This window comes from Streptomyces sp. NPDC045701, assembly GCF_056432045.1.
Window position 1 is genome coordinate 244,806 of record NZ_JBWKJV010000005.1, and the last position, 19,294, is coordinate 264,099.

A 19,294-nucleotide genomic window follows, 5' to 3' on the forward strand; every position below is an offset into this window, starting at 1 on the left:
TCCCTACAGGGTGGCCGCCGCGGACTTGATGGCGGAGGCGAAGGTGGACACCTCGGTGTACACGCCGGGGTAGTCCGGGCGTGCGCAGCCCTGGCCCCAGCTGACGATGCCGACCTGAATCCAGGCGCCGGCGTTGTCACGGCGGAACATGGGGCCGCCGGAGTCGCCCTGGCAGGTGTCGACGCCGCCCTGGGGGTAGCCGGCGCAGATCTCCTCGCCGGGGACCAGGTCGGAGCCGTACGACTGCTGGCAGGAGGCGTCCGAGACGAACGGCACGGTGGCCTTGCGCAGGTAGCGCTGCTGCGAGCCGCCCTCACGGGTGGCGCCCCAGCCGGCGATGGTGAAGGTGCCGCTGTTGTACGCGGTGGTGGTGGCGATGTTCAGGGTGGGCAGGTTGATCGGCTGGGCGAGCTTGATGAGGGCCCAGTCCTTGCCCTTGCCGTTGTAGCCGGGCGCCTGGAGGACCTTGGTGGAGCGGACCTTGATGGCGCTGGAGCTCTGGAGGTCCACGACGCCGGCGGTGGCGGTGATGCTGGTGTTGTTTCCGGAGCCGCTGACGCAGTGGGCGGCGGTCAGCACGATCTGCTGGGTGAGCAGGGAGCCGCCGCAGCCCATGGAGAGCCGGACCATCCACGGGAACTCGCCCTGTGCGGCCTGCGTGCCGCCGACGACGGGCGTCGGGGCGGCGAAGGCGCTGCCGGGCTGGAGGCTGACGGCGGCGAGGGCGACGGCGCCGGCCGCCGCACATCTCTTGAGGGTGCGAAGGAGCTTGTTCAACGGTCTGCCTTTCGTGGGGGGTTCTGCCGTGCGCACACGACGGGCCTCTGCCGGAAGGCAGCTCACTGACATGAGCCCGTCAAGGCGTGCCCCGGATTATCCGGAGGCGGACGGAGGGCCCACAAGGCAGCGTTTTCGGCCATCACCGCCACCGCCGCGGCCCCCTCGTCCGGCGCGCCCGGGCCCGTACAGTGGAGGGAGGTCGACGTCGCACATGGGGGCAGGGACGTGGCGAACGGCAGTGGGGTCGTGCACGGCTACCCGCACCTCGACACCGTGCGGGCGGCGATCACGGCCCTGTACCGGCGGCTGACCCCGGACGGGCTGTACGCGTACGACGCCAGCGTCGCCCCCGCCGACGTGTCGTTCGCCGATGACGACGACCTCCACCTGGGCGCGCAGCGGGTGGCCCACGCGCTGGTCCGGCAACTGCGGCTGCCGGACGCCCGGATGATCGTGGGCTTCCGGGGGATGACGCACGCGGCCAGCGTCGAACTGGCGGCGGGGCCGGAGTACTTCGTCGAGCTGAACGACCGCTTCCGCACCCATCGCCGGGACATCGGGGCGGCCCTCGCGCACGAGATCACCCATGTGCTGCTGCACCGGCTCGGGCTGAGCTTCCCCGGGACGCGGGACAACGAGATCCTGACCGACACGGTGACGACGTACCTCGGGGCCGGCTGGCTGCTGCTGGACGCCTACCGCGAGGACGGGGCGACGAGCCAGAAACTGGGCTACCTCACTCCGGAGGAGTTCGGGTACGTCCTGGCCAAGCGGGCGCTGACGTTCGGGGAGGACCCGTCGCCGTGGTTCACCAGCGCGCAGGCGTACACCGCCTACACCGACGGCCGGAACGTGGCGCTGCACGACGGTCGGCAGCCCCCGCTGACCGCGGCGGGGTGGGCGGGCCGGCACCGGTACGCCAAGGACCGCCGCCAGGCGCGGGAGCACCCCGGGTCCGCGACCGGACTGCCGTACGCCTTCGAGGGCGGCGGCCCGGACGCCGGGCTGCGGGTCTCCTTCCCGTGCCCCACCTGCCACCAGCGCATCCGGATCCCGGTACGGGGACGGGTACGGGCGCGGTGCGGGCTGTGCCGCACGGTGCTCGAATGCGACACCTGAGGCGCGCCGGACGGAAACGGTTTGGCGGGCCGGGCGCGGGCGGGTGAAGGTCGGACCATGACCAAGGACATGGAGGACCTCTTCGAAGCCGTGCACGGCGACGACGAGGACGCGGTGGTCCGGCTGCTGCGGGCGGGGGTCCCGGCCGGGGCGGCCGACGACGAGGGGGTGACCGCCCTGTACACGGCCGCGGTGAACGGCCGCGCGGGGACCGTCCGGCTGCTGCTGGCCGCCGGGGCGGACCCCGGGCGGGCGAGCGGGGAGGGCGCCGGGGAGCTGCCGCTGTGCGGCGCCGCGTGCCACGGGCACACCGCGGTGGTGCGGGCCCTGCTCGCCGCCGGGGCGGAGGTGGACCGGCGCGAGGAGTTCGGGTTCACCGCGCTGGGGTGGGCGGTGGGCCAGGGGTTCACCGACACCGTGGAGGCCCTGCTCGAGTACGGGGCCGACCCCGGCCTGCCGGGACCGGGACCCGGCCACGAGCTGCCGCTGGTCACCGCCGCCCGGCGCGGCTCCCCCTCGGTGGTGCGGGCGCTGCTGGAGCGCGGCGCGCCGGGCCGTCGGGACGCCCTGCGCGAGGCGGGGCGGTGGATCGGTACGGACATGGCGTCGGCGCTGCGGCGGGACCTGGCCGAGGCGTACGGGCCGGACGGCTACGAGGTGGTGACCCACCGGGTGCCGGAGGACGGCGGGGTGACCGTGGTGGTCGAGCTGCTGCGCGACGGCGTGCCCGGCGCGGGCGCCGAGCGGCAGACGGGCCACGCGGCGATCGCCACGCTCCTGGAGGTCGCGCTGGGCGTACGCACCGACCCGGATGAGTTGGCGGGGCGGGCCCTGAGCGGCGGCGACCCGGCGCGGGACGACTGGACCGAGGCGGTGCGGGCGCTGTGCGGGCGCGGCGACGAGGAGACGTTCGGCGCCGCGCTCGGCTGGGCGGCGAGCGACGACCCGCTGCGCCGGGCGCTGGCGGCGGACGTCCTCGGCGGGCTCGGCGCCGGCGCGGAGCGGACCCTGCCGGTCCTGCGGGAGCTGGCGCGGACGGCGCGGGACGCCGGACCGGTGGCGGCGGCGGTCGGCGCGCTCGGCCGGCTCGGCGACCCGGCCGCGCTGCCGGAGGTCCTGCGGCACGCCGCGCACCCCGACCCCGGCGTACGGCGCGGGGTCGCCGTGGCGCTCACCGGGCTGGTGCCCGCCGGCCACCGGGAGGGTGTGGAGGCGCTGATCGGGCTGAGCCGCGACGCGGACGCGGAGGTGCGCGACTGGGCGACCCTGGCGCTCGCGGAGGTGCCGGACGACTCCCCCGCCCTCCGCGAGGCGCTGGCCGCCCGGCTCGACGACCCCGACGCCGACACGGCCGCCGAGGCCGCGCGGGGCCTGGCCAAGCGCCGGGACGACCGTGCCGCGCAGGCGCTGGCGCGCATCCTCGCCGCCGAGGCGCCGGGCAGCCGGGCACGCGGCATCGCCGAGGCCGCCCTGGTCCACATCGAGGATCCCCGCGACAGGCGGCGCCTGGAACACACCCTCCCCCGCCGCCGGTGACCGCCCGGCGGCGGGACGCCCGCGCGGCGATCGCCGCCGGAGCAGCCGCCGGTGACCGCCCGGCGCGGCGTGCCGTGCGGTGACGCGAGGTCGGCGGCAGCACCGGGCGGGGGCGGCGACAGGGTCAGCGCAGGCGCAGTGTGCCCGGGGCCCGTTCGTCGATGATGTCCACGAGTTCGTCGAAGAAGGCCGGACCGAGGGCGCGGCGCGAGACGTCGTGGTCGCGCCATTCGATGACGAAGTCGCCGTCCTCCGGTGTGCCGAAGCCACCGCTCAGGCAGTCCGCGAACGCGTCGCGGTTGCCGCCGAAGTAGCCGCCGGGTCCGTTCACGGCCTCGCCGACGGCACGCCAGAAGCCGGCGGGTCCGGCGACCCGGCGGCCCTCGATGACGTACACGGTCGTCATGCCGGCGACCGGGTCAGCAACCGTGGTCGACGAGGTCGAAGGACGCGTAGTGGTCGGCGGTGTAGTAGTCCTCCCGGTCGGCGTCGCCGGTGACGACGCGGCGGGCGCCGCGGGTGTCGGAGCCGGGGGTGATGACCGTGAACTCGTGGTAGTAGCCGGTCGTCCGGCTCGGCAGGATGCCTTCGCGGTTCCGGAAGACGGTGCCGTCCTGGGGGAAGGGGTAGGGGCCGCCGGCCTCGATGAGGTCGAGGGTGTCGTGCGCCTGGGCGGGCAGCTCGGAGGAGCAGATGTGCCCGACCGCCGTGATGGCCGCCGGGGCGGCCGGGGCGGCGGTGGCCGGTCCGGCGAACAGGGTGGACAGCAGCGCGGCGGCGCCGCCGAGCAGGGAGAAGCGTGGGGGGATTCGCATACGCCGATGATGACGCGTGTAGACGTGGGCACGTCAACGTCAAGTGGCGGACGTTTTCCGGATGTTGACGCGTCCGCCACTCAGGGGGCGAGACGGTGAACGTCTCCCTCGTACGCCGTGTCCGTCCGGCCCCCGTAGACCACCGCGGCCCGTTCCGTCGCCGCCTCGCGGGTGAGGCCCGGTCCGACGTGGGTGACCAGCAGGCGCCCCACGCCCGCGTCCCGCGCGAGCCGGCCGGCGTCCTCGGGGGTCAGGTGGACCGGCGTACCCTCCGCGCCGTGCCGGTCGACATCGGCCTCGCACAGCAACAGACCGGCCCCCGCCGCGAGTTCGCCCAGCGCCGGGCAGGGCCCGCTGTCGCCGGAGTACGCGAGGGCCGCGCCCCCGGCCTCCACGCGCAGCCCGTACGCCTCCGTGTCGTGTGCCACGGCCCGGGCGGTCAGGCTCAGCCCGCCGTGGTGGGCGACGTGACCGTCGTACAGGTCACGGAAGTCGAACACGGCGGCGAGCGGCGCCGGGTCCGGGCGTCCGAGAAAGGCGGCGATCCGCCGCGCGCACCCGGCGGGTGCGTACACCGGCACGGGCGCGGGCGGGGTCAGGCCGCCGTAGGCGAAGGCGTACAGCGCGGCGAGCAGGTCCACGCTGTGGTCGGCGTGCAGGTGGGAGATCCAGATGGCGTCGAGCCGCGCCGGGTCGGTGTGCCGCTGGACCTCGCCGAACGTCCCGGGCCCCGCGTCCACCCACACCCGGGCGCCACCCCCGGACACGAGGTACCCGGAACACGGGCGCCCGGGAGCGGGGTGCGGGGAGGCGGTACCGAGAACCGTGAGCGTGATCGTCATGGCGCCGAGGATACGGACCGGGGCGCCGGCGGCCGGAGGCGCAGGCCCGGCAAGGGCGCGGGCGATCGGAGCGGGTGTCCGGGGCGGCTGGACGCGGGGGGCCATGGCGGGGGGGCCGGAGCGGGTGGCCGGGGCCGGTGAACGCGGCGGCTGGGCAAGGCCGGGGGCCGGTGGACGCGGGGGGCCACGGCCGGTGAACGCAGCGGCTGTCCGGGGCCGGGGGCCGGCCTGATGGCGTGAGGGCCCGGAACACCGCGCGTCGCGGTGTTCCGGGCCCTGCCGTGCGAGCGGTGCTGCCGCTAGGCGGCGGTGCGGCGACCGCCGCGACCCGAGCCGCCCGGGCGGCCGGTGCCGGAGGCGCGTCCCGTGGCGCCCGAGCGGCCCGTGCCGCCGGACGTGCGGGTGGCGCCGGCGGCGGGGGTCCGACGGCGGGAAGTGCCCGCCTGGGCGCCGTTGCCGGTTCCGGACGCGGTCGGCGCGCCTGCGCCGCCACCCTGGCCGCTGCGGCGGGGGCGCCGGCGGCGGCCGGGCTTGCCGTCGTTCTGCGCGGCGGGCTGGGCCGGCTGCGGGACCTCGATGACGACCGGTATGCCGGACGGCTCGCGGGCACCGGTGAGGCGGGCCAGCTCCTCGTCGGAGGACTTGACGCGGGCGCTGCGCGGCGTGATGCCCGCGTGGGACATCAGCCGGCTCATCTCGCGCTTCTGCTCGGGCAGGACGAGGGTGACGACGCTGCCGGACTCGCCCGCGCGGGCGGTGCGGCCACCGCGGTGCAGATAGTCCTTGTGGTCGGTGGGCGGGTCGACGTTCACGACGAGGTCGAGGTCGTCGACGTGGATGCCGCGAGCCGCCACGTTGGTCGCCACCAGCGCGGTGACCTGGCCGGTCTTGAACTGGTCCAGGGTCCGGTTGCGCTGCGGCTGCGAACGGCCGCCGTGCAGGCCGGCGGCGCGCACCCCGCTGGCGAGGAGCCGCTTGACCAGCCGGTCCACCGAGCGCTTGGTGTCCAGGAAGAGGATCACCCGGCCGTCGCGGGCCGCGATGCGGGCGGTGACGGCCTTCTTGTCGGTCTCGTCGGCGACGTACAGCAGGTGGTGCTCCATGGTGGAGACCGCGCCGGCCGACGGGTCGACCGAGTGGACGACCGGGTCCGTGAGGAACATCCGCACCAGCCGGTCGATGTTCTTGTCGAGCGTGGCGGAGAACAGCATGCGCTGGCCGTCCTGCTCGACCTGCTTCAGCAGCGCGGTGACCTGCGGGAGGAAGCCCATGTCGGCCATCTGGTCGGCCTCGTCCAGGACGGTGACCGACACCTGGTCCAGCCGGCAGTCGCCGCGCTCGATCAGGTCCTTGAGGCGGCCGGGGGTGGCGACGAGGATCTCGGCGCCGCGGCGCAGCGCGCCCGCCTGGCGGCTGATCGACATGCCGCCGACGACGGTGGCGATCCGCAGCTGCACGGAGGTCGCGTACGGGGTGAGGGCGTCGGTCACCTGCTGCGCCAGCTCGCGCGTGGGGACCAGGACCATCCCGAGCGGGGCCTTCGGCTCGGCGCGCCGGCCGGCCGTGCGGGCGAGCAGTGCGAGACCGAAGGCGAGGGTCTTGCCCGAGCCGGTGCGCCCGCGGCCGAGGATGTCGCGGCCGGCGAGGGAGTTCGGCAGGGTCGCACCCTGGATCGGGAACGGCTCGGTGACGCCCTGCGCGGTGAGCGTCTTGAGGAGGGCGGCCGGCATGTCGAGGTCGTCGAAGGCCGCGACCGGGGGCAGCGCGGGCGTGGCGCTCTCCGGCAGGGCGAAGTCGCGCGGGGGCGCGACGGGGGCGCGGCCGACCGCGCCACGGGCGGGCGCGTTGCCGTTCCCGGATCGCGCGGAACTCGCGTTGCCGGTCCTCGGGGGGCGCTTACGGGCGGGGCGTTCGGGTCGAGTCGTCGTCATACATTGCCTTCCTTGGGCCTGAGCACAGCGCAAGCCGGGACCCGCACCTGCGACTGCATGGTGCGGATCCCGGCTGCGGGATACCGGTACTGCGTGACCGGTGATCAGGCGGGGAGGATGTTCTCCGCCTGCGGGCCCTTCTGGCCCTGCGTGACGTCGAACGTCACCTTCTGGCCTTCCTGGAGCTCACGGAAGCCCGAGGTGGCGATGTTGGAGTAGTGGGCGAAGACGTCGGCGCCGCCGCCGTCCTGCTCGATGAAGCCGAAGCCCTTTTCCGAGTTGAACCACTTCACGGTACCGGTGGCCATAATTATCTCCTGATGGTGTCGGGGCCCCATCCGGAGAAAGCCGGTAAAACAATAATGCGCCTGAGGAACATTCCCGTCAGGCGCACATAAAGTTCATGGGTACCAAAACTGCAACGTGGACAACCGTAGCACACCATCCGCGCGCCCCGTGCGCAACAGGACTCGCCACGGTGCCGGCCTACGCGCGGCTGAAGGTGCGCACCGGCCCGCCCGGGCGCCAGGACCGGATGACGAGCCGGTCACCCTCGACGCAGGTGCGCACCACCTCGGTGAGCTCCGCCCGGAAGAGGTGGAACGGCTGCGGCGCGCCCGCCTCCGCCGCGAAGCGCGCCACCGTGTCCGGGTCGGACACCTCGACGGCCCGGCCACCGATCCGTACGTCACCGCCTCCCATGCCGGTACCGCTGCCCGGGTTGGCATGGAGGGCGAACCGGGGGTCGCGCGTCAGGTCCCGGGCCTTGCGGGAGCCGGACATCATGCCGAGCCACAGCTCGCCGGAGCGGAACGTCACCTCCAGGCCCGTGAGGCGCGGGGAGCCGTCCTTGCGCAGGGTGGCCAGGACGTGGTGGGGGTACGCCTCGAAGCGCTGCCGCGACGTCTCGGCGAAGTCCGGTTCGGCCGCGCGGAAGTCCGCCCAGCCGCATGAGGGAAGTGTCATGACCTCATGAGAACGCCGATACCCGACATCGTCTGTCGGGTATCGGCGCCGGATCGCCGACCGCGGGTTCCAGAACCCGGGTCAGGACGCGGTCTCGGGACGCGGGTCTCAGAACGCGACGGAGGGGTTGTACGGGTTGAAGGCGGTGTACCGGGTCTCGCACTGGTCGGGCGCCCCGGCCGTCCGGCGGCACAGCGTCATCGTGACGCTCTTGATGCCGCCGGGGTGCGTGGCCCGGAAGCCGCGGAAGTCGGCCGTCGTACCGCAGCCGCGGGTGTTGTGCTTGTCGTCCGACGCGAGCGTGGTGCCGGAGCCCGTCCTGACGGTCAGGGTGGCGTAGACGGTCCGCTCGTCGCAGGTCTGGTCGGCGACGGCGAGCGTGCCGTCCCGGAAGGAGTTCCGGTCGACCCAGGTCACCTGGATCCGGGTGCGGTCGCCCCAACTGGCGGTGATGTCGCCACTGGTCGTGGTCGCCCAGCCCTGCCCGGCGGCGGCGAGCGTGAACGCGGTCGTGGCGGCGAGGGTGAAACCTGCACGGCGCATATGAGTGTCTCCTGTCCGGTGGCCGCCCCCGAGGTGCAGCCCTACCCGCCGGTGGTGGCCCGTCACGACGGGACGGGGACCATCACACGGCCGGCTCACCCCGTTCGGCGGAACGCGACGACCGCCGCCCACCCGGCGGTGCGCACCGCCGCCCGCGGGGCCGGGCACAACACCGCGTCGTACCGCGCCAGTCGCACGCCCGCCGCCTCGGCCGGCCCGTCGAGGGCGACGACCAGCACCGTCGCGTCCGGCGCGGCGGTGGCGGCCGGCCCGCCGCGTACCACCGTGACGGCCGCCGCGACCACCCCGCGCCGGTGCATCACGTTGAGGTTGACGACCGGCCCGCCGAGGAGCCGCCCGCCGGTCGGGACGTCGCCCGGGAAGGGGCAGGGCACGTATCGCTCGGCGAGCAGGTGCCGCCCGCCGACGTCGAGGTCCATGCCCGTGCCGTCGACGACCGTCAGGATCCGCTCCGTACCGGGGAACGCGGAGAACGGCCCGTCCGCGCCGACGTCCGCGAGGCTGACCCGCCAGTCGAAGCCCTCCGTGCCGGCGCCCTCGGGACCGGCGGCGATCTGCCGGGTGACGCCGCCACCGTTCTTCCACGGCACCGCCGTCCGTCCGGCCGCCCGCAGCACGCGCACCTCCGTCACACCGGTCCCCTCCACCACCTCGCCACCACCTCCACCACGTTCGTCACCTACGTCACCGCACGATGCCCTGGGCGCGGGCGGCGGCGAGCCAGGCGGGGAACTCGGCGACCAGGCGGTCGTACAGCTCGGCGTCGGGGACGCGGCGCGGGTCGGTGCCGGCGTGGAAGAAGCCCGCGTTGTCGACGGGGCGCTTCGCGGGGACGGCCAGCTCGTCGAGCTTGCGGAGGAACTCGAACTGGCGGCTGTCCGGGTCGCCGAAGCCGATGAACTGCCAGAACAGCGGCAGCCTGGCGGCCTTGCACAAGTAGCGCTCGGCGGCGAGCCTGCTGCTCGGACCCCCGTCGGTCTGGAAGACCACGAAGGCCGGGTCGGTGGCGCCGCTGTCGAGGTAGTGGTCGACGACCGCGTCCATGGCCACGTGGTAGTTCGTCCGGCCCATGTGATCGAGGTCCGCCACGATCCGGTCCATCCGTCCCCGGTGATTCGCCGGCGCGATCTCGGCCTCGGCGTCGATGTCCGTCGAGAAGAGGACCACCGGGACGCGCCCGTCGTCGTCGAGGTTCGCCGACAGGCCCAGCACCCGGTCGGCGAGCGCCTGGACGGAGCCGTCCTTGTAGTACGGCTTCATCGACCCCGAGTGGTCGATCACCAGGTACACGGCGGCCCGCTCGCCGTCCAGCCCGTGCTTGCGCAGCGAGACGCCCGCGCTCTTGTAGAGATCGACCAGGGCGGGGGCGGTCTCCTCGAGCTTCTCCAGGCTGATCGGCATACGGTGAGCCTAGGCGACCGTCGCGGTCCTTCACCGAGCGGGAGACGGGGCTCCCCCGGGCAGGATCTCGTCCACTCCGCCGTCCGGAGCCGGTGGATGCCCACGACGTCCCGAACTCTCCCGCCAGGTCGCCCTCGGACCCGCAGCCACCGGACGGTGCCGGGGCCGGCCGGCCGGTACGCCGGCGAGGGCGACGCGGGCGGGGGCCGACCGGGGGGAACCTATGCTGCTGCGCGTGATCTTCCTCAGACGTCTGCACCCGCTGGACTGGCTGGCCGCGGCGCTCCTCGCCCTGGGACTGCTCGCGGTCGCGACGGGTCTGCTGCCGGCCGGTCCGGCCGCGGACGTGTCGGTCCGGGTGGGGCCGTTGCTGGTGTTCCTGGCGACGGTGATCGTCCTGGCGGAGCTGACGGGGAGGGCCGAGGTCTTCGACGTGGTCGCCACGTGGGTGGCGAGGGCCGGGAAGGGCAGTTACGCCCTTCTGTTCGGGTTGTGCGTGGCGTTCGCGTCGGTCACCACGATCACCCTCAATCTGGACACCACGGCCGTGTTGTTGACGCCCGTGATGCTGGCGCTGGCGACTCGCGTGGGCATCGCGGCGGTGCCGCTGGCGATGACGACGGTGTGGCTGGCGAACACGGCCAGCCTGCTGCTGCCGGTGTCGAACCTGACGAACCTGCTGGCCGCCGACCGGGTGGCGCTGTCGCCGTCCGGGATGGCGGCCGTGATGTGGCCGCCGCAGGTGGCGGCGATCGCGGCGACGATGGTGTGCCTGTGGGTGTTCTACTGGCGGCGCGGCGCCCGGGGCGAGGACCGGTACGTGCCGCCGGAGCCGCCGCGTCCGGCCGACCCGGTGCTGCTGCGGGTGTGCGCGGTGGCGTGCGGGGGGTTCCTGCTGGTGCTGCTGGCCGACCTGGTCCCGCTGTGGGCGGCGTCGGCGACGGCGGCGCTGGTGGTGGTCGCGGTGTTCGCCCGGCGGCGCCGCGAGGAGCTGCGGTGGTCGCTGGTGCCGTGGCGGCTGCTGGTGCTGGTGCCGGGGATGTTCCTGGTGGTGGAGACGGCCGGGGCGCTGGGCATGGACGAGCTCCTGGCGTCGGCGATCGGGGCGCAGGACGGCCCGCTGGGGGTACTGCGCACGGCGGCGGTGGGGGCGGGGTTCTCCAACGCGCTCAACAACCTCCCTGCGTACGTGGCCGGAGAGGCCGTGGTGCCGCCGGCCAACCACGAGCAGCTCCTCGCGCTGCTGATCGGCGTCAACGTGGGCCCGCTGGTCACGCCGTGGGCGTCGCTGGCGACGCTGTTGTGGTTCGAGCGGTGCCGGTGGCACGGCACGCGGATCGCGCTGGGCCGTTTCATGGGTACGAGTCTGGTGCTGGCGGTCACGGGCACGGTGGCGGCGACGGTGGCGCTGGCCGCGACGGCGTGAGGGTGCCACGCGCGCCGGAAAAGGCGCAGCGCCTGCCGAAGGTCCGGTCGGGGACACGGCAGGCGCTGCTGTGTTCCGCACGCCGTTGTACGGGACGTCTGAGGGGTGCCCGGGCCACGCCGGAGCGGGCGGGCCGGCACGGCCGACTGCCCCTGACTGTACCCCGCGCGGCATCCCCCCGAACGCCACACCCGTCCGGATCGGCGCCGCCGCACCTGGTGGTGGGCGGGTGCGTGGTGAGACCCGGCGGGCGGTGGTCCGGCGGGCGGCGGGTGCGGCCCGGGCGGGCGGTGTGCGCGTGGGCCGGCGGATGCCACGGCCGGGATGGCGTCGGCGGAGGCGTCGGCCGGGATGCGTCGGTGGGCCGGCCGCCGACCGGAGGGGCGGGGCGCGTACGGCTGCCCGGAGGGCGCCGTCGGGGGCTTCGGCCCTCCGGCGTCGCGGGTGCGGCGCGTGGGGCGGCCTCGGCCGGGGCGTCCCGTACAGCGGTGTGCGGGACGCCCGGCCGGGGGGTCAGACCGTGAGCGCCCGGTCCGTCGGGCGGATGGGGGCCGGGAGCTCGCTCGTGCCCGTCAGGTAGCGGTCCACGCCACGCGCCGCCGAGCGGCCCTCGGCGATGGCCCAGACGATCAGCGACTGACCACGGCCCGCGTCACCGGCGACGAAGACGCCGTCGACGTTGGTCGCGTAGTTCTCGTCGCGCGCGATGTTGCCGCGCTCGTCGAGCTCCAGGCCGAACTGCTGGACCAGGCCGTTGGACTGGTCGGTGCCGGTGAAGCCCATCGCGAGGGTGACCAGCTGGGCAGGGATCTTCCGCTCGGTGCCCGGCTTCTGCTCCAGCTTGCCGCCCGTGAACTCCACCTCCACCAGGTGGAGGAACTGGACGTTGCCGTCCTCGTCGCCCTCGAAGTGGGTGGTGGAGACGGAGTAGATCCGCTCGCCGCCCTCCTCGTGGGCCGAGGTGACCTTGTAGAGCATCGGGAAGGTCGGCCACGGCTGGCCGGCGTTCCGCTCCTCGCCCGGGCGGGGCATGATCTCCAGCTGGGTGACGGAGGCCGCGCCCTGGCGGTGGGCGGTGCCCACGCAGTCGGCGCCGGTGTCGCCACCGCCGATGACCACCACGTGCTTGCCCTCGGCGGTGATGGGGGGCGCCACGAAGTCGCCCTCCTGCACCTTGTTGGCGAGCGGCAGGTACTCCATCGCGAAGTGGATGCCCTTGAGCTCCCGCCCCGGGACCGGCAGGTCGCGGGAGACGGTGGCACCGGCGGCGATGACGACCGCGTCGTACCGGCGCCGCAGCTTCGCGGCGTCGATGTCGCGGCCGATCTCGACCTCCGTACGGAACTTGGTGCCCTCCGCGCGCATCTGCTCGATGCGCCGGTTGATGTGCACCTTCTCCATCTTGAACTCGGGGATGCCGTACCGCAGCAGGCCGCCGATGCGGTCGGCCCGCTCGTACACGGCGACCGTGTGGCCGGCCCGGGTCAGCTGCTGCGCGGCGGCCAGGCCCGCCGGGCCGGAGCCGATGACGGCGACGGTCTTGCCGGACAGCCGCTCCGGCGGCTGGGGCGTGACGTCACCGGAGTCCCACGCCTTGTCGATGATCGAGACCTCGACGTTCTTGATGGTCACCGGCGGCTGGTTGATGCCCAGCACGCACGCCGACTCGCAGGGCGCCGGGCACAGCCGCCCGGTGAACTCCGGGAAGTTGTTCGTGGCGTGCAGCCGCTCGGACGCGGCGGACCAGTCCTCGCGGTAGGCGTAGTCGTTCCACTCGGGGATCAGGTTCCCGAGCGGACAGCCGTTGTGGCAGAACGGGATGCCGCAGTCCATGCACCGGCCGGCCTGCTTGCTGATGATCGGCAGCAGGGAGCCGGGGACGTAGACCTCGTTCCAGTCCTTGACGCGCTCGGCCACGGGGCGGGTCTTGGCGACCTCGCGCCCGGTGGTCAGGAAGCCCTTGGGGTCAGCCATTGGTCGCCGCCTCCATCATCTTCTCGGTGGTCTCCTGCTCGGAGAGACCGGCGAGCTCAGCGGCGTCCTTGGCGGCGAGCACTGCCTTGTACGTGGTCGGGATGATCTTGCTGAATCGGTCCACGGCGGTGGTCCAGTCGGCAAGGAGCTTCTCGGCTACGGTCGAGCCCGTCTCCTCGTGGTGGCGGCGCACGACGTCGTGCAGCCACACCTTGTCCGTCTCGTCCAGGGCCTCGACCGCGCCGAGGTTGCCGGAGTTGACGTTGTCCCGGTCGAGGTCGATGACGTACGCGACACCGCCCGACATGCCGGCCGCGAAGTTGCGGCCCGTCTCGCCGAGGACGACCGCGTGACCGCCGGTCATGTACTCGCAGCCGTGGTCGCCCACGCCCTCGGAGACCACCAGCGCGCCGGAGTTGCGGACGCAGAAGCGCTCGCCGGTGCGTCCGCGCAGGAAGATCTCGCCACCGGTCGCGCCGTACGCGATGGTGTTGCCCGCGATGGTGGAGTACTCGGCCAGGTGGTCGGCGCCCCGGTCGGGACGGACGATCACCCGGCCGCCGGACAGGCCCTTGCCCACGTAGTCGTTGGCGTCGCCCTCCAGGCGCAGCGTGATGCCGCGCGGCACGAAGGCGCCGAAGGACTGGCCGGCCGAGCCGGTGAAGGTGATGTCGATGGTGTCGTCGGGCAGGCCCGCGCCACCGAACTTCTTCGTCACCTCGTGGCCGAGCATGGTGCCGACCGTCCGGTTGATGTTGCGGATCGCGACCTGGGCGCGGACCGGCCGCGCCTCCTCGGCGGAGGACGCGCCGAGCGCTTCGGCGGCCAGCTGGATGAGCTGGTTGTCGAGCGCCTTCTCCAGGCCGTGGTCCTGCTCGATCAGCGCGTGGCGCACCGCGCCCTCGGGCAGCTCGGGCACGTAGAACAGCGGCTCCAGGTCCAGGCCCTGTGCCTTCCAGTGCGTGACGGCCCGCTCGGTGTCGAGCAGCTCGGCGTGGCCGACGGCCTCCTCGATCGTGCGGAAGCCCAGCTCGGCGAGGAGCTCGCGGACCTCCTCCGCGATGAACCGGAAGAAGTTGACGACGTACTCGGCCTTGCCGGTGAACCGGTCGCGCAGCACCGGGTTCTGGGTGGCGATGCCGACCGGGCAGGTGTCCAGGTGGCAGACGCGCATCATGACGCAGCCCGAGACGACCAGCGGCGCGGTCGCGAAACCGAACTCCTCGGCGCCGAGCAGCGCGGCGATGACGACGTCGCGGCCGGTCTTGAGCTGGCCGTCGGTCTGGACGACGATCCGGTCGCGCAGGCCGTTGAGCAGCAGGGTCTGCTGGGTCTCGGCGAGGCCGAGCTCCCAGGGGCCGCCCGCGTGCTTGAGCGACGTGAGCGGGGACGCGCCCGTACCGCCGTCGTGGCCGGAGATGAGCACGACGTCCGCGTGGGCCTTGGACACACCGGCGGCGACGGTGCCGACCCCGACCTCGGACACCAGCTTCACGTGGATGCGGGCGGCCGGGTTGGCGTTCTTGAGGTCGTGGATCAGCTGAGCCAGGTCCTCGATGGAGTAGATGTCGTGGTGCGGCGGCGGGGAGATCAGGCCGACGCCCGGGGTGGAGTGCCGGGTCCTGGCGACCCACGGGTAGACCTTGTGACCGGGCAGCTGGCCGCCCTCGCCGGGCTTGGCTCCCTGGGCCATCTTGATCTGGATGTCGTCCGCGTTGACCAGGTACTCGCTCGTCACGCCGAAGCGGCCGGAGGCGACCTGCTTGATGCTCGACCGGCGCGCCGGGTCGTACAGGCGCTCCGGGTCCTCGCCGCCCTCACCGGTGTTGGACTTGGCCCCCAGCTGGTTCATGGCGATGGCGAGGGTCTCGTGCGCCTCCTGGGAGATGGAGCCGTACGACATGGCGCCGGTGGAGAACCGCTTCACGATCTCGGACGCCGGCTCGACCTCTTCGAGGGGGATCGAGGGGCGGTCGGACTTGAAGCCGAACAGGCCGCGGAGCGTCATCAGGCGCTCGGACTGCTCGTTCACCCGGTCCGTGTACTTCTTGAAGATGTCGTAGCGGCCGGAGCGCGTGGCGTGCTGGAGGCGGAAGACCGTCTCCGGGTCGAACAGGTGCGGCTCGCCCTCGCGGCGCCACTGGTACTCGCCGCCGATCTCCAGGGCGCGGTGGGTGGCGGAGATCCCGGAGGCCGGGTACGCCTTGGCGTGGCGGGCGGCGACCTCCTTGGCGACGACGTCCAGGCCGGCGCCGCCGATCTTGGTGGCGGTGCCGTTGAAGTACTTCTCGACGAAGGCCTCGTCGAGACCGACGGCCTCGAAGACCTGCGCGCCGCGGTAGGAGGCGACGGTCGAGATGCCCATCTTCGACATGACCTTCAGGACGCCCTTGCCGAGCGCGTAGATCAGGTTGCGGATGGCCTGCTCGGGCTCCAGGCCCTCGACGAAGGTGCCGGCGCGGACCAGGTCCTCGACGGACTCCATGGCGAGGTACGGGTTGACGGCGGCGGCGCCGTAGCCGATCAGCAGCGCGACGTGGTGGACCTCGCGGACGTCACCGGCCTCGACCAGCAGGCCCACCTGTGTGCGCTGCTTGGTGCGGATGAGGTGGTGGTGGACGGCGGAGGTGAGCAGCAGCGACGGGATCGGCGCGTGCTCGGCGTCGGAGTGCCGGTCGGACAGCACGATCAGGCGGGCGCCGCCCTCGATGGCGGCGTCGGCCTCGGCGCAGATCTCCTCGATGCGGGCGGCCAGGGCGTCGCCGCCGCCGGAGACCCGGTAGAGGCCGGAGAGCGTGGCGGCCGTCATACCGGGCATGTCGCCGTCGGCGTTGATGTGGATGAGCTTCGCCAGCTCGTCGTTGTCGATCACCGGGAACGGCAGGGTGACGCTGCGGCAGGACGCGGCGGTCGGCTCCAGCAGATTGCCCTGGGGGCCGAGCGAGGAGTGCAGCGAGGTGACGAGCTCCTCGCGGATGGCGTCCAGCGGCGGGTTCGTGACCTGCGCGAACAGCTGGGTGAAGTAGTCGAACAGCAGGCGCGGGCGCTCGGAGAGCGCGGCGATCGGCGAGTCCGTGCCCATCGAGCCGAGGGGCTCGCCGCCGGTGCGGGCCATCGGCGCGAGGATGACGCGGAGCTCTTCCTCGGTGTAGCCGAAGGTCTGCTGGCGGCGGGTGACCGAGGCGTGGGTGTGGACGATGTGCTCGCGCTCGGGGAGGTCCTCGAGCTCGATGATCCCGCTCTCCAGCCACTCCTGGTAGGGGTGCTCGGCGGCGAGGGCGGCCTTGATCTCGTCGTCCTCGATGATGCGGTGCTCGGCGGTGTCGACGAGGAACATCTTGCCGGGCTGGAGGCGGCCCTTGCGGACGACCTTGGCCGGGTCGATGTCGAGGACGCCGACCTCGGAGGACAGCACGACCAGACCCTCGTCGGTGACCCAGTAGCGGCCGGGGCGCAGGCCGTTGCGGTCGAGAACGGCGCCGACCTGGACGCCGTCGGTGAAGGTGACGCAGGCCGGGCCGTCCCAGGGCTCCATCATCGTGGAGTGGTACTGGTAGAAGGCGCGCCGGGCCGGGTCCATGGAGTCGTGGTTCTCCCACGCCTCGGGGACCATCATCAGGACGCTGTGCGGCAGTGAGCGGCCGCCGAGGTGGAGCAGCTCCAGCACCTCGTCGAAGGAGGCGGAGTCGGAGGCGTCCGGCGTGCACACCGGGAAGATCCGGTCCAGCTTCTCCGCGCCGAAGAGGTCGGAGACGAGCTGCGACTCGCGGGCCCGCATCCAGTTGCGGTTGCCCTTGACCGTGTTGATCTCGCCGTTGTGGGCGACGAAGCGGTACGGGTGGGCCAGCGGCCAGCTCGGGAAGGTGTTCGTGGAGAACCGGGAGTGGACGAGCGCGACGGCGGTGGCGCAGCGGCGGTCCGACAGGTCCGGGAAGAAGGGCTCCAGCTGCCCGGTGGTGAGCATGCCCTTGTAGACGATGGTGCGGGCGGAGAGCGAGGGGAAGTAGACCCCGGCCTCGCGCTCGGCGCGCTTGCGCAGCACGAACGCCTTGCGGTCCAGGTCGATGCCCCTGCTGGTGCCGCCGTCGCTCACGAACAGCTGGCGGAAGGCCGGCATGGTCGAGCGGGCGGTCGCGCCGAGCAGCTCGGGGGCGACGGGGACGTCGCGCCAGCCGAGGACGGTGAGGTTCTCCTCGGCGGCGATCGTCTCGATCCGCGAGACGGCCTGTGCGGAGCCGTCGGCGGGGAGGAAGGCGATGCCGACGGCGTACTCACCGGCTGTCGGGAGGGCGAAGTCGGTGACCTCGCGGAGGAACGCGTCCGGCACCTGGAGCAGGATGCCCGCGCCGTCGCCGGAGTCGGGCTCGGAGCCGGTGGCGCCCCGGTGCTCCAGGTTGCGCAGAACGGTCAGCGCCTGCTCCACCAGCGCGTGGCTGGCGACACCGGTGAGGGTGGCAACGAAGCCGACACCACAGGCATCGTGCTCGTTGCGGGGGTCGTACATACCCTGCGGGGCGGGGCGACCGTCCATGGGCGACCAGGCGTCGGAACGCATCGGCTCTCCCGTCGTCGTCGTGGCTGGGGGCATCTCCCGGACGGAGTCCGGGGGAGCGAGTACCAGAGGGACGACGTTGGCCCTCCGCAAAATTTCGTGCAGGTTACATGATGGAGTGCTTCTCGGAAAGCGGAAAGCTCGTTCCAACATGCGGACACCACTGATGGCGGCGGGGTCTCGGAAGCCTGGCAAGCGGACAGACCGTCGAGAGATCGAATCCTGCTGGCCTGTGGGGTGAGCGGGCTTCGTTGCCCGCAGCGCTCACGGCTCATGCCCCCTGCCGAGGGCTTCGAAACCGCCGCGTTACGGCTACTTATGTGCCGCGTTGCATAGTGTCTCATCGGAGGAGCGGAAAGGGCTATTGGACGTTCGTCACAACGGCCGGGAGCGTCTCGGTGACGATCACGGCGTTCTTCACCAGGTACCGCAACGGTACGGCGAAGCCCCCTCGACCGCTCGTCGAGGGGGCCGGACCTGCGGCGATGTCAGACCACCGCGCCGAACAGGGCACCCAGCCCGTAGGTGACGGCCGCCGCCGCGCCGCCGAGGGCGAGCTGACGCAGGCCGCTGTACCACCAGCTGCGGGCCGTCACCCGGGCCACCAGTGCGCCGCAGGCGAACAGCCCCAGCAGGGCCAGCAGCACCGCCGGCCACAGGGCGGTGGCGCCCAGCAGATAGGGCAGGACGGGCAGCAGGGCGCCCAGCGCGAACGACCCGAAGGAGGACACGGCGGCGACCGCGGGCGAGGGCAGGTCGTCCGGGTCGATGCCCAGCTCCTCGCGGGCGTGGATCTCCAGCGCCTGCTCCGGGTCCTTCGACAGCTGCATGGCGACCTCGCGGGCGAGCGCGGGCTCGACGCCACGCGCCACGTACAGCGCGGCGAGCTCCTCCATCTCGTCCACCGGGTGCTTGCGCAACTGGTGACGCTCCACGTCCAGTTCGGCCTGGACCAGCTCGCGCTGCGAGGCCACGGAGGTGTACTCGCCGGCGGCCATGGAGAACGCGCCGGCCGCGAGCCCGGCCAGACCCGTGATGACGATGGTCTGCTGGGACACCGCACCGCCCGCGACACCGGTCATCAGGGCGAGGTTGGAGACGAGACCGTCCATCGCGCCGAAAACGGCGGGGCGGAGCCAGCCGCCGTTCACATCCCGGTGGGTGTGGTTGTCGCGGTGCGCCTCGTGAAGCGTCGCCTCGGTCTCGATGATGGACACAGCTCTCCCCTTACGCCTTGCGTGCAGCAGCGGGTCCCGTTGACCCCGCTCCCCCCGACACCCTCGAAAATACGCGCTATGTAAGGGGCCCGCCAGCAAGGCAGGCTTTACTTACCAGGCGCTCCGCGCGGCGTTCCGGACGGCTCCGGCAGGCGGGTGACAGCACCGTCC

General features: G+C 73.1%; 16 protein-coding genes. 3 read left to right on the forward strand and 13 right to left on the reverse strand.

The features are described 5' to 3' along the window. Positions 1-3: 3 nt before the first annotated feature. Entirely contained in the window at positions 4-777 is a 774-nt protein-coding gene (locus AC07DW_RS08870; RefSeq protein WP_478856928.1) for a S1 family peptidase, read from the reverse strand. Between the two features lie 228 nt (positions 778-1,005). Here AC07DW_RS08870 and AC07DW_RS08875 point away from each other — a divergent pair, with 228 nt between their 5' ends. Together AC07DW_RS08875 and AC07DW_RS08880 are read left to right on the forward strand one after the other, a co-directional pair. After that, entirely contained in the window at positions 1,006-1,899 is an 894-nt protein-coding gene (locus tag AC07DW_RS08875; protein WP_478856929.1) for a hypothetical protein, read from the forward strand. A gap of 57 nt (positions 1,900-1,956) precedes the next feature. Continuing rightward, the gene (locus AC07DW_RS08880) at positions 1,957-3,435 is read left to right on the forward strand and encodes an ankyrin repeat domain-containing protein (RefSeq protein ID WP_478856930.1); all 1,479 of its coding nucleotides are present in this window, start codon (positions 1,957-1,959) and stop codon (positions 3,433-3,435) included. Positions 3,436-3,559: 124 nt separating this feature from the next. Here AC07DW_RS08880 and AC07DW_RS08885 read toward each other — a convergent pair whose 3' ends face one another. The 9 genes from AC07DW_RS08885 to AC07DW_RS08925 all read right to left on the reverse strand — a co-directional run bounded on the left by AC07DW_RS08885 (position 3,560) and on the right by AC07DW_RS08925 (position 9,954). Beyond that, complete coding sequence (locus AC07DW_RS08885; RefSeq protein WP_478856931.1) at positions 3,560-3,841, reverse strand: barstar family protein; 282 nt, start codon at positions 3,839-3,841, stop codon at positions 3,560-3,562. A 13-nt stretch (positions 3,842-3,854) separates the two neighbouring features. Next, positions 3,855-4,250 (reverse strand): ribonuclease domain-containing protein, encoded by a 396-nt coding sequence (locus tag AC07DW_RS08890; protein WP_478856932.1) that lies wholly within the window; start codon positions 4,248-4,250, stop codon positions 3,855-3,857. A gap of 80 nt (positions 4,251-4,330) precedes the next feature. Continuing rightward, positions 4,331-5,092, reverse strand: coding sequence for an MBL fold metallo-hydrolase (locus AC07DW_RS08895; protein WP_478856933.1), 762 nt, complete (start codon positions 5,090-5,092; stop codon positions 4,331-4,333). Positions 5,093-5,391: 299 nt separating this feature from the next. Continuing rightward, a complete protein-coding gene (locus tag AC07DW_RS08900; protein ID WP_478856934.1) occupies positions 5,392-7,023 on the reverse strand; it encodes a DEAD/DEAH box helicase in 1,632 nt (543 codons plus the stop codon). Positions 7,024-7,127: 104 nt separating this feature from the next. Next, positions 7,128-7,331, reverse strand: coding sequence for a cold-shock protein (locus AC07DW_RS08905; RefSeq protein WP_005318814.1), 204 nt, complete (start codon positions 7,329-7,331; stop codon positions 7,128-7,130). Between the two features lie 178 nt (positions 7,332-7,509). After that, the gene (locus tag AC07DW_RS08910) at positions 7,510-7,989 is read right to left on the reverse strand and encodes a pyridoxamine 5'-phosphate oxidase family protein (RefSeq protein ID WP_478856935.1); all 480 of its coding nucleotides are present in this window, start codon (positions 7,987-7,989) and stop codon (positions 7,510-7,512) included. 108 nt (positions 7,990-8,097) lie between these two features. Then, the gene (locus AC07DW_RS08915) at positions 8,098-8,532 is read right to left on the reverse strand and encodes a hypothetical protein (RefSeq protein WP_478856936.1); all 435 of its coding nucleotides are present in this window, start codon (positions 8,530-8,532) and stop codon (positions 8,098-8,100) included. A 95-nt stretch (positions 8,533-8,627) separates the two neighbouring features. After that, positions 8,628-9,185, reverse strand: coding sequence for a HutD/Ves family protein (locus AC07DW_RS08920; protein WP_478856937.1), 558 nt, complete (start codon positions 9,183-9,185; stop codon positions 8,628-8,630). A 52-nt stretch (positions 9,186-9,237) separates the two neighbouring features. Then, positions 9,238-9,954: a vWA domain-containing protein gene (locus tag AC07DW_RS08925; protein WP_478856938.1), complete on the reverse strand. Its 717-nt coding sequence runs from the start codon at positions 9,952-9,954 to the stop codon at positions 9,238-9,240. A 235-nt stretch (positions 9,955-10,189) separates the two neighbouring features. On the opposite strand from AC07DW_RS08925, the gene AC07DW_RS08930 reads away from it, so the two are divergent. Next, positions 10,190-11,380: an SLC13 family permease gene (locus tag AC07DW_RS08930; protein WP_478856939.1), complete on the forward strand. Its 1,191-nt coding sequence runs from the start codon at positions 10,190-10,192 to the stop codon at positions 11,378-11,380. A gap of 513 nt (positions 11,381-11,893) precedes the next feature. Here AC07DW_RS08930 and AC07DW_RS08935 read toward each other — a convergent pair. The 3 genes from AC07DW_RS08935 to AC07DW_RS08945 all read right to left on the reverse strand — a co-directional run bounded on the left by AC07DW_RS08935 (position 11,894) and on the right by AC07DW_RS08945 (position 19,123). After that, entirely contained in the window at positions 11,894-13,354 is a 1,461-nt protein-coding gene (locus AC07DW_RS08935) for a glutamate synthase subunit beta (protein WP_478856940.1), read from the reverse strand. Continuing rightward, entirely contained in the window at positions 13,347-17,909 is a 4,563-nt protein-coding gene (gene gltB, locus AC07DW_RS08940) for a glutamate synthase large subunit (RefSeq protein WP_478856941.1), read from the reverse strand. The genes AC07DW_RS08935 and gltB overlap by 8 nt, the downstream gene beginning before the upstream one ends. Before the next feature lie 485 nt (positions 17,910-18,394). Then, entirely contained in the window at positions 18,395-19,123 is a 729-nt protein-coding gene (locus AC07DW_RS08945; RefSeq protein ID WP_478856942.1) for a VIT1/CCC1 transporter family protein, read from the reverse strand. Between the last annotated feature and the right edge of the window lie 171 nt (positions 19,124-19,294).

Bases quoted from the DNA above. Each gene is read 5' to 3' on its own strand.
- AC07DW_RS08880 (WP_478856930.1), top strand. From the start codon at position 1,957: ATGACCAAGGACATGGAGGACCTCTTCGAAGCCGTGCACGGCGACGAC.
- AC07DW_RS08885 (WP_478856931.1), bottom strand. From the start codon at position 3,841: ATGACGACCGTGTACGTCATCGAGGGCCGCCGGGTCGCCGGACCCGCC.
- AC07DW_RS08890 (WP_478856932.1), bottom strand. From the start codon at position 4,250: ATGCGAATCCCCCCACGCTTCTCCCTGCTCGGCGGCGCCGCCGCGCTG.
- AC07DW_RS08895 (WP_478856933.1), bottom strand. From the start codon at position 5,092: ATGACGATCACGCTCACGGTTCTCGGTACCGCCTCCCCGCACCCCGCT.
- AC07DW_RS08900 (WP_478856934.1), bottom strand. From the start codon at position 7,023: ATGACGACGACTCGACCCGAACGCCCCGCCCGTAAGCGCCCCCCGAGG.
- AC07DW_RS08905 (WP_005318814.1), bottom strand. From the start codon at position 7,331: ATGGCCACCGGTACCGTGAAGTGGTTCAACTCGGAAAAGGGCTTCGGC.
- AC07DW_RS08910 (WP_478856935.1), bottom strand. From the start codon at position 7,989: ATGACACTTCCCTCATGCGGCTGGGCGGACTTCCGCGCGGCCGAACCG.
- AC07DW_RS08915 (WP_478856936.1), bottom strand. From the start codon at position 8,532: ATGCGCCGTGCAGGTTTCACCCTCGCCGCCACGACCGCGTTCACGCTC.
- AC07DW_RS08925 (WP_478856938.1), bottom strand. From the start codon at position 9,954: ATGCCGATCAGCCTGGAGAAGCTCGAGGAGACCGCCCCCGCCCTGGTC.
- AC07DW_RS08935 (WP_478856940.1), bottom strand. From the start codon at position 13,354: ATGGCTGACCCCAAGGGCTTCCTGACCACCGGGCGCGAGGTCGCCAAG.
- gltB (WP_478856941.1), bottom strand. From the start codon at position 17,909: ATGCGTTCCGACGCCTGGTCGCCCATGGACGGTCGCCCCGCCCCGCAG.